This window comes from Hymenobacter terrestris, assembly GCF_013377905.1.
GTDB classification, from domain to species: domain Bacteria; phylum Bacteroidota; class Bacteroidia; order Cytophagales; family Hymenobacteraceae; genus Hymenobacter; species Hymenobacter terrestris.
Map to the genome: position 1 here is coordinate 122,377 of NZ_JABKAV010000004.1, position 12,385 is coordinate 134,761.

Here is a 12,385-nt window from a genome sequence, read left to right on the forward strand (position 1 = left end):
TTCTTCTTTCCAAATGAAACCATTTATTGCCTTTACCAGCCTGACAGGCCGGCTGCTGCTGGGTAGCGCCGCCGCGCTTACGCTACTGGCCTGCGACCCCGACAATGACCCCAACCCCGGGGCGGCGCCTGTAGTTACGAACTCGGTGTTCGTGATAAACGAGGGCAACTTTGGCCGCTCCAATGCCGACATTAGCTTGTTCAGCAAGGCCAGCAACTCGGTTATCAATAGGTCCTTGTTCGCCTCTGCCACTAACGCTACCCTCGGCGACGTCGCTCAGAGCATGGCCGTGCGCGACAGCCTAGGCTACATCGTCGTCAACAACAGCAACAAGCTAGAGGTAGTGTCGCTGGCCAAATTCCGTTCGAAGGCGACTATCAAGGACCTGATGCTGCCGCGCTACTTCGTGGCCGCTTCGTCGGACAAAGGCTATGTAACCGAAACCGTGTCGTACACCGCTGCCAACGGCCGGGTATCGGTTATCGACCTGAAAGCGAACCGGGTAGTTAAGACCATTGAGGTAGGCAGCCAGCCCGAGCGGCTGGCTGTGGTGGGCTCACGCCTCTACGTAACCAATAGCGGCGGCAATACCGTTACCGTCATCAATACCAACACCGATGTGGTAGAAGGAACCATTACGGTGGGCGACGGCCCTAACAGTGTGGTGGCCGACCGCGACGGAGCCGTGTGGGTATTGAGCGGAGGCCAGGTAGCCTACAATCCTGATTTCTCCATCGACTACAGCCGCACTACCAAGGGGAGCCTTGCGCGAATTGTGCCCGGCCAGCTCATGGCCACAACGCGCGAAGTACCCTCAAACCTGAGCGCGCCGGGCCGCCTGACAATCAACGGCAGCCTCGACCAGCTTTATTATACCTATTTAGGCGGCGTGTACACGCTCGGCATCAACGAGGCAACGCTGCCCACTACCCCATTAATCAAGCGCGGCAGCTTCTATGGCCTGGGCGTGGATCCGCAGGATGGCACGATTTACGGTGGGCTGGCCTCGTTTACGGCGGCCGATAAGGTGATTCGCTTTAGAAACACCGGTGCTGCCATCGACTCGTTCACGGTGCTGGCCGGTCCTAACGGCTTCGTATTTTATTAAGCTTTACAGGTAGCCACCGGCTCTGAAACCGGCTGCTATTGACATAAAACAAGGCCCCGCATTCTTAGTGAGTGCGGGGCCTTACATTTTTTACTTGGCAGGAGCGCTAAACAAAAGCGCTGGCGTGCTACTTTGGTGTCAGTCTGCGACTTAGTCGGCCAGTCCGTCGCGGTTGCGGTCGTGGTTATTGCCAGCTTTCTCGTACTGGTCTCTGACGGTTGTCCGATTGGCATCGGGCTGCATACCCGAGGCTGCCGAGTCGGCTCCTTGGTTGCTGGGCCGGAGAGCTTCGGGGTCCATCTTTTTGTCGCCGCCAATCTCAACATTAGTGGCACCTTCTTCGCTGCCGGTGCTGCAGGCTGCGAGAGAACCAGTAAGTAGCAGGATGGCTGCCAGGGGGCGGAGTAGGGCAATTTTCATGAAAGAATGAATAGAGTGTGGCAGTTCAGAAGCGTAAAGTAACTAGCTGTACGGCTGACTGCCCACCTAGTTCTTATGTATGCGCTTTCGAAGCGCTGGATACCTGAGGCAACCGGCACGCTTCTTTTGTTTCCTTACCTAACATTACCTTATAATGGTCCGTTTTCAATTCGTCTTCCATTTGCTCTCGTAGCTACCATGCAGGGCAGCACCTTATATTTGCGCCCTTCACGTACGTAGAGCTATGCCCCAATCTGCCAGCTTTTTTTCTCAGCTGCGTCCGTTGTTTCGACAGATGGCCCTGCTGGCCATAATCAGCGTTGTCCTGTCACTGGCCCTGATTCTGTACCTATACGGAACTCAGGATCAATTTCTGATTCGACTATTTGGGGCCTTTTTCGTATTTTTCTGGCTGTTGGCCATTACCTTTTTGGCCGCAGTTCCGTTTGTAAGTTGGGCGGCAGCCAACTGGTTTGGTCCGGCCTGGGCAGAAGCCCCAGCTGGCCCCAGCCGGCGTAAAAAGTCTGCCGCCGCCGTTTCCCGTACTCCTGCGCGTGCTGTCGCACGGCCGAAACCCTCCAACCGCAACCATCCGTGAAAACTAATCTGCTCCACATTAAAAACATGGTTTGCCCGCGCTGCATTGAGGCAGTGCGCACCCTTTTCGAACAGGCCGGCTACACGCCTACCGACGTAACACTCGGTCAGGTTCAGCTGGATGAAAATACGCCCGTTGATCCCAGCGCCGTGGCTCCGCTGCTGCGCGAGGCCGGCTTCGACGTAATTATGGGCCGCGCCGACCAGCTTACCGAACAGATTAAATCTGCGCTGATTGAGTACTTGGAGCACCTGCGCACCGCCCGCATGCCCTTAACTACTTCGGCGTTCCTCACCGACCGGTTTGCGGCCACTTACTCGCACTTGAGCAAGGTGTTTTCGCGCACCGCCAACCTCACCATCGAGAAATACTTGATTCGGATGAAGATTGAGCGGGTAAAGGAGATGCTGAGTTACAACGAGATGACGCTGAGTGAAATAGCTGAAAAAATGCGCTACAGTTCGGGCCAACACCTGAGCAACCAGTTCCGCCAGGTTACCGGCCGTTCGGTGAGCGAATTCCGCCGCGACTTACTACCACGCCGCCTCTCACTCGACCAGTTGGGCTAGATAGCTAGACGAAGAGAAAAAGTCAAAAGCCATTTAATTGGCCCTAAGAGGTTTGTTAAGTGGCTTTTGCTTTTGACCTTTTCCGCTTAGCCTAGTTGTTCAGTAGGCAGTTCGCCCTCGTCGACTCGGTGCAGGTTACCGGTGTTATCTTGAATAAGCGGTTCAACGTCAAACGTCGTGTAGTTGTCGGCGGAGCTGAGTAGGTTGGTTTCACCCCGAAAATCGTTGTGCTCAATCCGTACTTCGGCCCGGTACCAGCAGTCGAAGAAATTTACGAATCTGTGAAACACGTTGCGTTGCAGGCACACTAAGAAGCCCGGCTGATTGTGGCCACCGGAGGAGAAATCCAGGTAGTCGTCGAACACGCAGTTTTCTATCTGCAAGCCTTGCAGAAAATGCGCTTGCGTAAACGCACACTTGTTAATGTGTGAGTTCAACAGATGAACCGGAGCTTTGAAACTTACCCCGCTTGCCTCCACCTCATCTAGCCAACAGTTCTCAATCGTGACCGGCCACGCGCAGGTATCATAAACAGGTAAGAGCAGCCGCCCCACGATATGGTGCCCGCACACGGGTTTTCCGGTCTGGAGTAACGATAAGGCCTCGCGGCCGGAGAGCTTGGGCAACACGTCAGCAGAAGTCATTGGCATGAGTGGCAGGTGACTAGGGCAAGGTACCACAACTCATTGGGCTGTACCTTTGCGGGCAACTTTCGGGCCGCTTGGCAGTTGCTTTCCGCACGACTCGCCTGAACCTTACCTCTGATTTCTTCGCGTTGACTTCGCCCACTGTTCTGCTCATTACGCCGCCGCTCACGCAGCTCAATACGCCCTACCCGGCTACGGCCTACATCAAGGGGTTTTTGGGCGGGCGCGGCTATGCCGTAACACAGGCCGATTTAGGGCTGGAATTGGTGCTGAAGCTGTTTTCGAAGGCGGGCCTGACGCGGGTGTTTGCCGAGATAGAAACCGGTAGCTTTAAGCTGAGCGATAACGTGCGCCGGATGCTACGGCTCAAGAACAGCTACCTGAGCACTGTAGAGCCTGTCGTGCGCTTTCTACAGAACAAGGACAGCACCTTGGCACCCCGCATTTGCCACTCGCGCTACCTGCCCGAGGCCAGCCGTTTCGACAACGTAGCCGACCTGGAAACCGCCTTCGGCACCATGGGCCTCACCGACCAGGCCCGCCACCTGGCCACGCTCTACCTCGAAGACTTGGGTGATTTGCTCAAGGAAACCGTGGGCCCGCAGTTCGGCTTTTCGCGCTACGCCGAGAAGCTGGGCATGTCGGCCACCACCTTCGATGAGCTACACGCAGCCCTGCAGACCCAGCCCAACCTGCTCGACGAGTTGCTGCTGGAGCTACTCGATGACCTTGTGGCCCGCGTGCAGCCCGATGTGGTGGGCTTCACGGTGCCGTTTCCGGGCAACCTCTACGGCGCGCTCCGGCTGGCCGGCCGCATCAAGCAAACCAGCCCCGCCACATACACCATTATGGGCGGCGGCTACCCCAACACCGAGCTGCGCAACATCAAAGAGCCGCGCTTCTTCGACTACATCGACTTCCTGACCCTGGACGACGGCGAAGGTCCGTGGCTGCGGTTGCTGGAGGCTATATCGGGGCAGGAAGAACGTCATGCTGAGCAGAGCGCAGTGGCGCCGAAGCATGATGTTCTATTCACTGCCCAATTTCAACGCACCTTTCTGCGCAACGCCGCTGGTGAGGTAGAGTACATCAATCACCCGCAGCCCGACATTCCGCACCCCGAGGTGGGCACGCCGGATTACTCGGACTTGCCGCTGAGTGAGTATCTGTCGGTGATTGAGGTGCTGAACCCCATGCACCGGCTCTGGAGCGATGGGCGCTGGAATAAGCTGACGGTGGCCCACGGCTGCTACTGGAAGCGCTGCTCGTTCTGCGACGTCACGCTCGACTACATCGGCCGCTACGAAACCGCGCCCTCGGCCCTACTGGCCGACCGCATCGAGCAGATTGTGGCCCAGACCGGCCAAACAGGCTTTCACTTCGTAGATGAGGCAGCGCCGCCGCTAGCCCTGCGCGATTTGGCCATCGAGCTGCTCAAGCGCCGTACCGGCATTACGTGGTGGGGCAATATCCGCTTCGAGAAAACCTTTTCGCCCGATTTATGCCGGCTACTGGCTGCCAGCGGCTGCATTGCCGTGAGCGGGGGTCTTGAAGTGGCCTCGGATAGGCTGCTGGCCCTGATGGAAAAGGGCGTAACCATTGCCCAGGTAGCCCGCGTGACGGACGGTTTTACCCAGGCCGGTGTGATGGTGCATGCCTACCTGATGTACGGCTTCCCTACCCAAACCACCCAGGAAACCGTCGATTCACTGGAAATCGTGCGGCAGCTATTCGAGACTGGTATTATTCAGAGCGGCTACTGGCACCGGTTTTCGATGACGGCTCACTCGCCGGTAGGCAAGAATCCGGCGAAATACCAAGTGGCCGCCGTTGGCCCCGAACCCGGCCCGTTTGCTTGGAACGACCTGTGGCACGACGACCCTACCGGCACCGACCACGGGCAGTTCGGGCCCGGCTTGGCCAAGGCACTTTATAACTACCTGCACGGCGTGGCCTTGCACGAGCCGCTAGGCTCCTGGTTTGATTTCCGGGTGCCCAAAACTACCGTATCCCGGAACGTGGTGGCCCAGGCGCTGCAGGAACCCACCAAACCCGATTTCGCCAAGCAAAACCTGCGCTTGTTCTGGCTCGGCAACGCCCCCGAACTGCGCCTCGAAACCGGCAAAAAAAGCGGCCGCGCTTTGCTCACTTTCTACGAGCAGGCCGAAGACTTCGAGCTAAAAGTGCCCGCCGCCCTCGGCTCCTGGCTGAACGACTTGCTCATCCGCCTCAGTACCGATTACGACACCAAAATTCTGCTCAAAGACGCCGCCCGCGACTTCCCGGCCGGCCAGCCATTCGAGCGGTTTCTCGAGTCGGAAGCGTGGCTGACGTTGCGCGAGAAAGGCCTGCTGTTGCTGTAGTAAGCTTTTTGGTTTACTGTTGAGCGGCGTAGCGATACAAACCAGCGCGAATAGCCTCTGCATGCTCTTACCCCTATAAAGCAGCCGCCCGCCGACAGATTGTTGGCGGGCGGCTGCTTTATAAAACGGCGGGCAGGTACTTTAAAAGCTGCCGTCCTTTACGCACTGGCGAATCAGATCCTTGAGGCGGTCGATGTTTTTGACTTCCTGAGTTTTCATATCCAGCCAGAACTGCTTGCCTTCCTTGGGGCCGCCTTTTTCGGCGTTGGCCGCATACTGGTCGTAGCGCCACAGGGCATCAAGCCGGGTGTTCAGGTCGTGCACCAGGTCGTGGGTGTGGTTGGGGAGTCCTTTGGTTTCGCCGACATGCTTCTCGGCTTGGTCGTTGGCAGTAGCCATAGTATAGGAGTTGTTAGAATGAGAGATAGATATCTGCTTAGCTAAACGCAGCTCTTGGCAAAATGGCTGGATTTCACTCATAAAACACTATAAACCAATCTTAAACGAGTAGTTTTTCGAGGGTCTATCCCGGAAGGCGCGGACTTTGCCTACCGACTGATGCACACCCAAGGAGAGTGCGCCAGTCGATCCACAGAAAGAAATTGCCGTAAGCCCGGCAACAAACAAACTATAACGGTTCAGGCTTACCCCTAATTCTACGCTTACTTACTGTCCAGCTACCCATGAAAAATGCCCTCTACTTTAGCCTCGCTTTGGCGCTAGCTGCCTGTTCCTCCAACCCCGAGCAAGCGGCTACCACAACGGGTGCGCCCACCGAAACACCTGCCGCTACCGAACGGGAGCTACCCAAGTTGCTGCAACAGGCCTTGGAAGCCCACGGTGGGCTGGCCGCCTGGCAGCAGTTTGGCACAATGAGCTACCAGCTGAGCGGCACACTCGGCGGCGAGGCCCGGGAGGAAAAGCAGCTGATTGATTTGCGCACCCGCCAGGTTCGGGTGGAGGGGCCAAACTACCAATTGGCCCTCAACGACCAGAACCAGTTGTGGGTGAACCCAAACAAGGTGGCTTTCGGCAAAATGTCGGCCCGCTTTTACCATAACCTGTACTTCTACTTCTTCGCCATCCCGTTTGTGCTGGCCGACGAGGGAACCAAGTACGAAGACCTGGGCACCCAAACGGTAGCCGGCAAGAACTACCGGGCCCTCAAAGTCACGTATGAAGACGGGCGCGGCGACTCGTCGGGCGACGCATATATTGCGCACTTCAACCCCGAAACTTACCGTCTGGAGTTGGTGCTCTATACCGTTACGTTTTTTGAACCCGGTAAAGAAGCCACTTACAATGCCCTGCTTTATCCCGATTGGCAGCAAGTAAATGGCCTGCTGCTGCCGACCCGCATGGAGGGCCACAAATTTGCCGACAATCAGATCGGCGAACTGCGCTACCAAGCCACCTTCAGCCAGGTAGAGCTTACCGCAGCACAGCCGCAGGCAAGCCTGTTTAATATGCCCAAAGGGGCGGAAATAGACTCGCTGAAGTAGAATTTGCTTGATAAAGCAGTGGGGCCGACCGGGCAGAGGACTATCCTCTGGCCGGCCGGCCCCACTGCTTTGCCATTATCCACTAAAATGGCATAATCACCTTCACGCTCAGGTTGCGGCCGGGGCTGTAGATGCCCAGGCGGTCGGTAGGCGAGGCGCGGTAGTACTCGAAGTATTTGAGGCGGTTGAGGTGAGATTGGTAGGCTACATTGAACAGGTTGTCGGCCTGGAGCACCAGCTGCAGGGCGTCGCGGCCGGCGGCAGTGCGCAGGGTAGTGCCGGCACCCAGGCCCGTAATCACGTAGCCGGGCGTAGCGGTTTCGGCCCCATCTACGGCATAAAAGCGGTTCTGGCGGGCAGTGCCGGCCACCGACAGGCGCAGATAGCTACCCGCTAGGCGGTGGCCGGGCTGGTCGGGTAGCGTAAAGCGCAGTTCGGTTTGCGCCGTGGGGGCCGGAATCAGGGGCAGGTAACGGGCTGCGGTGCCCTCCCGGTCGCGCAGTACTTCATTTTTATTGACACCGATAACCAGGGCCGCGCCGGTACGCCAGCTCAGCCACGGCAGCGCGGCGGGCTGCACATTCAAGGCTATTTCACCCCCGAAAAGGTTGGCCGCCGCCTGCTCGAACTTGTAGGTCGAGTTACCAAACTGGTCGCTCAGGGCCTGGCCGTTGGCATCGAACTGCTTGGCCTGATAGATGAAGTTTTCGACGCGGTTGTAGAACGCCTCGGCGCTGGCCTCGAAGCCCGCCGACTTCCAGAGCACGCCCACGTCCTGCTGCCAGTTGAATTCGGGCTGGAAATCGGGGTTGCCCAGGTAGATGATGTGGGCGCCCGGGTCGAGGCCGTTGGAGCCGATTTCGGGGATGTTGGGGGCGCGGTAGCCCCGCGCCAAGTTGGCGCGCAGCACCAAGTTGGGCCCCACTGCATACGAACCGCCCACGCTGGCCGACACGCCGCGGTACACTTTATGAAAATCCGAGAACTGTCGGTCGGCGCCGGGCGTGCTGGCATCGGCTTTGGTGCCGAAGCCAGTGGCCGGGTCGATGCCGGTGTAGAAGTCATTCCAGTCTACCACGCGGGTGTCGTAGCGCAGGCCACCGGTCAGTTCCAGGGCTCCAAAGGCCTTTTTTACCACCCCGAAGCCCCCAATATCAAACAGCCGGTAGGGCGGAATGGCGAAGTCGGTGGCGTTCAGGTGCTGGTTGTTCTGGCCCATGCCGTTCACGCCCACCGTCAGCTCATAGCCGTTGAAATCCTGGAACAGGTAGCGGGCCTGGTAATTGAGTGTAGTCAGGCGTAGGTCGAGGCCGGGCTGGCTGGGCGCGGTGGGGTGGTTGAACTCCTGGCGATGATTCTGCTGCACACCCAGCAGCAGACGCAGTTCGCCGGGGCCGGTTTTCAACTCGCTTGTGGCAAAGGCCCGGTAGTGCTGAATGTGCTGGTACAGGGTACTGATGCCGTAGCTTTTCAACTCCGAGTTAGTCACGACGGGGCGGTTGTTGAAGTCGTCCTGGTCGCCGTCGAATAGTTGCTTGGTGAAGGCCCGGCTCAGCGAGTCGCGGCTGCCGTCGGGTATCTCCTGCCGGTTGTTGTACGTTGTCAGCCACAGGCGCACATTGCCCCACGTCTGCTGCATGCCTACCATGCCCGTCAGGTTCAACTCGCGGAAACCGGTGTTGTACACCCGGCCATCTACGGGGTTGCTATAGTCGCGGGCCCAGCGGTGGCTGCCCCGCAGGCTGGTCTGGAAGCCGTTTTTCTGGTACTCGAAGGCCAGCGACTTGCCCACCATTCCGTTTACCGACTGGTATTCGGCCAGGGCCTCGCCGTGCAACTCACCCTCGGGACCCATAGGCAGGGCGGGCAGCAGATTAACTACGCCGGCCACGGCATCAGAACCGTAGAGAAGGCTGGCGGGGCCCTTTACCACTTCCACCCGGTCGAGGCCATAACCATCTACCTCGATGCCATGCTCGTCGCCCCACTGCTGGCCTTCCTGGCGCAGCCCGTTGAACATGGTGAGCACCCGATTGTAACCCAGGCCCCGGATAAAGGGCTTGCTGATGTTGGGGCCCGTGGTTACGGCCGAGAGGCCGGGCACACCACGCACAGCCGCATCAATGGCGTTACCATTGGCATTGAGGCGGATTTCACGGCCCGATATGGCCGCAATGGGCACCGGTGAGCGGCGAATTTCGGTGCTCCGACTCACGCCCGTCACCACCACTTCGCCCAGTGTACTTTCGGTTGATTGCAGCCGCACCGTGAGGGCCTGGGCCAGCGGCAGCGTTACGGTTTTGGTAGCCGTGATGTAGCCCACTGCACTAATCTGTACCTGCTGCGGCCCGGCCGGCAGGTTGGGCAGCGCAAAACGGCCGCTTCCGTCGGCAGCGGCACCTTGCTGCAGGGCCGGCAGGGCTATACTGGCAAACGGCACGGGCTGGCCCCGCTGGTCGAGCACCTGGCCACTCAAGCTGCCATTTTGGGCCAAGGCCGGTAAGCTTATTAATACTAGAATTAGTGTGGAGAGAAATTTCATTTAAGTACAGCGAATTAATTTTTTAGATTTATCTAAATAAAGGTTCAGTTAAAAACCGCTACACTGCTTGTAGCGGTTTTTGCGAAGCAGATATTAGACTCCGGTGAAGAATTGGAACAGCAAGTAGCCGTTCAGGCTCAGGATAATGGCCGACACTGTCCAGCAGATAGCCTGCAGCCAAGGCTTGTTCACGAAAACACCCATTTTGAGCTTGTTGCCAGTAAAGAGAACCAGCGGAATAACGGCGAAGCTGAGCTGCATCGACAGAATAACTTGGCTTAGCACCAGCAAGTCGCTCGTGCCTTTCTCGCCATACAGAATGGTAACGATGAGGGCCGGCACCACGGCAATGGCGCGGGTGATCAGGCGGCGTATCCAGGGTTTGAGCTTGATGTCGAGGAAGCCTTCCATCACGATTTGCCCGGCCAGCGTGCCGGTCAGCGTCGAATTCTGGCCCGAAGCCAACAGGGCAATGGCAAACACCACCGAAGCCGCCCCCGCACCCAGTACCGGCGTCAGCAGTTTGTGCGCGTCGTAGATGTCGGCCACGTCGCGCAGGTTGTTGCTGTGGAAAGCGGCGGCCGATACCACCAGGATGGCCCCATTCACGAAGAAGGCCAGAAACAGTGCCACCGTGCTATCGATGGTGGCAAACTTGATAGCGGAGCGGCGGGCGGGCTCGGTGGGCTCGATGGCCCGAGTTTGCACGATGCTGGAGTGCAGGTACAGGTTGTGGGGCATCACGGTAGCGCCCAGAATACCAATGGCTAAGTACAGCGCGCTGGGGTCGGTCACGATTTCCGGCTTTGGAATCAGGCCCCGCGCCATGGCAAAGTAGTCGGGGTTGGAGGCTATTATCTCGTAGACAAAGCAGCCGAAAATAACGAACACCAGGCCCGCCACGATGCTTTCGATGATGCGGAAGCCCTTGCTCTGGAAATAGAGCACCACCAGCACATCGGCAATAGTGAGCACCACGCCCCAAGTGAGCGGGATGCCGAAGAGTAGGTTGATGGCAATGGCCGAGCCGATAACCTCGGCCAGGTCGCAGGCGGCAATGGCAATTTCGCACAGCAGCCAGAGCACGAACGAAACGGGCTTGGAGTAATGGTCGCGGCAGGCCTGGGCCAGGTCGCGGCCCGTCACGATACCCAGCTTCACCGATAGGTGCTGGAGCAGCATGGCGAAGAAGTTGGAAATCAGAATCACCGACAGCAGCATGTAGCCGTACTTAGCCCCGCCTTCGATGTCGGTGGCCCAGTTGCCGGGGTCCATATAGCCCACAGCCACCATTAGGCCCGGCCCGGTAAAGGCCCACAGCTTACGCCAGAACGAAGCCCCTTCGGGCGGCACCATTATAGAGGCATATACTTCGGACAGCGAGTTGGCGCGCCGTGGGTAGCGCCAGCCGGCATCTTGGTTGAAGGAGGCAGTGGGCGAAGAGGAGGAAACGGGTATGGGTTGGGACATAGATGCCAGAGCGTAAGCGGGCCGAGTGCGTCGCAAAGATACGAACCCAAGCCATTTTTAGATTACCCTAAATTTAATTTTTAAAGCACCTAGTTTACTTAGATGTGCCGGAAAAGTTTTGTGGTTTCGGCGAAAGCGGAATTTTAGCGGGCTAGCTCGCGTCGGATGGGGCCGGGCCAAGTGCTAGCTTTGTCCGGATTCCGTGCTTTTCTCCCTCATTGCCCGCTATGAAACTGCCGCTCAAAACCCGATACGCCCTGCTCTCACTGGTTGTGAGCGTGGTGCTGGTGGGCGTTAAGTTCTACGCCTGGGCCCTCACCGATTCGCAGGTAGTACTCACCGACGCGCTGGAGTCCATTATCAATATCGTGGCCAGCGCTTTTGCGCTCTACAGCATTTACCTGGCTGGGCTGCCCAAAGACGAGAACCATCCCTACGGCCACGGCAAAATCGAGTACCTGTCGGTGGGTTTCGAGGGCGGGCTGATTCTGATGGCGGGCGGCTACATTTTTTACGCGGCGCTGCTGGCCCTCTGGGAGCCTCACACCATAGCCCGGCCCGACTGGGGCATTGCGCTGCTGGCGGCTACGGCCCTCGTAAACCTGGGCACGGGCTGGCTACTAGTGAGCGCCGGCCGCCAGCACCACTCCCCGGCCCTGGTCGGCGACGGTCAGCACCTCTACCTCGATGCCGTGAGCACCTTCGTTTCGTGCGCCGCGCTGGGCCTGGTTATGCTCACCGATAACGTGCTGTACGACGCGCTGGCGGCCCTGGGGCTGGGCGTGTTTATCGTAGTGAACGGTTTCCGGATGGTGCGCCGCTCGGTGTCGGGGCTGATGGATGAGGCCGACGTGAGCACCGTGCAGCAGGTGGTGGCCGAGCTGCAGGAGCACCGCGAGCCGGCCTGGATTGATGTGCACAACCTGCGCGTGCAGCGCTACGGCGCCAGCCTGCACATCGACTGCCACGTAACCATGCCTTACTACCTGAGCCTGGAGCAAACCCACGAGCACGTGCATGGCATCGAGGCGCTGGTGGCCCAGGAGTTCGGCGTGCCAGTAGAAATGTTCGTGCACGCCGACCCCTGCACCTTCGCGGCCTGCTGGCACTGCCACGTCGCCGACTGCCCCGTGCGCCGCCACCCCTTCACTCAGGAAATAACCTGG

Annotated in this window: 11 protein-coding genes; 6 read left to right on the forward strand and 5 right to left on the reverse strand. The window is 58.5% G+C overall.

The features are described 5' to 3' along the window. The first annotated feature begins 13 nt into the window (after positions 1-13). Positions 14-1,108 (forward strand): DUF5074 domain-containing protein, encoded by a 1,095-nt coding sequence (locus HW556_RS02860; RefSeq protein ID WP_176897767.1) that lies wholly within the window; start codon positions 14-16, stop codon positions 1,106-1,108. A gap of 150 nt (positions 1,109-1,258) precedes the next feature. Here HW556_RS02860 and HW556_RS02865 read toward each other — a convergent pair whose 3' ends face one another. Further along, positions 1,259-1,528, reverse strand: coding sequence for a hypothetical protein (locus HW556_RS02865; protein WP_176897769.1), 270 nt, complete (start codon positions 1,526-1,528; stop codon positions 1,259-1,261). A gap of 244 nt (positions 1,529-1,772) precedes the next feature. Here HW556_RS02865 and HW556_RS02870 point away from each other — a divergent pair, with 244 nt between their 5' ends. Both HW556_RS02870 and HW556_RS18885 read left to right on the forward strand, forming a co-directional pair. Beyond that, on the forward strand, positions 1,773-2,126 hold the full coding sequence (locus HW556_RS02870; protein ID WP_176897770.1) for a hypothetical protein: 354 nt from the start codon (positions 1,773-1,775) through the stop codon (positions 2,124-2,126). After that, complete coding sequence (locus HW556_RS18885) at positions 2,123-2,695, forward strand: helix-turn-helix domain-containing protein (protein ID WP_176897772.1); 573 nt, start codon at positions 2,123-2,125, stop codon at positions 2,693-2,695. The genes HW556_RS02870 and HW556_RS18885 overlap by 4 nt, the downstream gene beginning before the upstream one ends. Positions 2,696-2,781: 86 nt before the next feature. Here the strand turns inward: HW556_RS18885 and HW556_RS02880 are convergent, their stop codons facing one another. Further along, entirely contained in the window at positions 2,782-3,339 is a 558-nt protein-coding gene (locus HW556_RS02880) for a hypothetical protein (RefSeq protein WP_176897774.1), read from the reverse strand. Between the two features lie 131 nt (positions 3,340-3,470). On the opposite strand from HW556_RS02880, the gene HW556_RS02885 reads away from it, so the two are divergent. Then, on the forward strand, positions 3,471-5,705 hold the full coding sequence (locus tag HW556_RS02885; RefSeq protein ID WP_176897791.1) for a B12-binding domain-containing radical SAM protein: 2,235 nt from the start codon (positions 3,471-3,473) through the stop codon (positions 5,703-5,705). 141 nt (positions 5,706-5,846) lie between these two features. Here HW556_RS02885 and HW556_RS02890 read toward each other — a convergent pair whose 3' ends face one another. Continuing rightward, complete coding sequence (locus HW556_RS02890) at positions 5,847-6,104, reverse strand: hypothetical protein (RefSeq protein ID WP_176897776.1); 258 nt, start codon at positions 6,102-6,104, stop codon at positions 5,847-5,849. A 284-nt stretch (positions 6,105-6,388) separates the two neighbouring features. Between HW556_RS02890 and HW556_RS02895 the strand changes: the two genes are divergently transcribed. Next, positions 6,389-7,207, forward strand: a complete 819-nt coding sequence (locus tag HW556_RS02895; protein WP_176897778.1) for a DUF6503 family protein — start codon at positions 6,389-6,391, stop codon at positions 7,205-7,207. Positions 7,208-7,289: 82 nt separating this feature from the next. Here HW556_RS02895 and HW556_RS02900 read toward each other — a convergent pair whose 3' ends face one another. Continuing rightward, entirely contained in the window at positions 7,290-9,749 is a 2,460-nt protein-coding gene (locus HW556_RS02900) for a TonB-dependent receptor (RefSeq protein ID WP_176897780.1), read from the reverse strand. A gap of 93 nt (positions 9,750-9,842) precedes the next feature. Continuing rightward, a complete protein-coding gene (locus HW556_RS02905) occupies positions 9,843-11,219 on the reverse strand; it encodes an Nramp family divalent metal transporter (protein WP_176897782.1) in 1,377 nt (458 codons plus the stop codon). Between the two features lie 227 nt (positions 11,220-11,446). Here HW556_RS02905 and HW556_RS02910 point away from each other — a divergent pair. After that, positions 11,447-12,385 (forward strand): cation diffusion facilitator family transporter (locus tag HW556_RS02910; RefSeq protein ID WP_176897784.1); only part of this gene is annotated, 939 nt, incomplete at its 3' end.

Excerpts from the sequence above, each read along its gene's own strand:
- HW556_RS02860 (WP_176897767.1), top strand. The coding sequence starts at position 14 with ATGAAACCATTTATTGCCTTTACCAGCCTGACAGGCCGGCTGCTGCTG.
- HW556_RS02865 (WP_176897769.1), bottom strand. The coding sequence starts at position 1,528 with ATGAAAATTGCCCTACTCCGCCCCCTGGCAGCCATCCTGCTACTTACT.
- HW556_RS02870 (WP_176897770.1), top strand. The coding sequence starts at position 1,773 with ATGCCCCAATCTGCCAGCTTTTTTTCTCAGCTGCGTCCGTTGTTTCGA.
- HW556_RS02880 (WP_176897774.1), bottom strand. The coding sequence starts at position 3,339 with ATGACTTCTGCTGACGTGTTGCCCAAGCTCTCCGGCCGCGAGGCCTTA.
- HW556_RS02890 (WP_176897776.1), bottom strand. The coding sequence starts at position 6,104 with ATGGCTACTGCCAACGACCAAGCCGAGAAGCATGTCGGCGAAACCAAA.
- HW556_RS02895 (WP_176897778.1), top strand. The coding sequence starts at position 6,389 with ATGAAAAATGCCCTCTACTTTAGCCTCGCTTTGGCGCTAGCTGCCTGT.
- HW556_RS02900 (WP_176897780.1), bottom strand. The coding sequence starts at position 9,749 with ATGAAATTTCTCTCCACACTAATTCTAGTATTAATAAGCTTACCGGCC.
- HW556_RS02905 (WP_176897782.1), bottom strand. The coding sequence starts at position 11,219 with ATGTCCCAACCCATACCCGTTTCCTCCTCTTCGCCCACTGCCTCCTTC.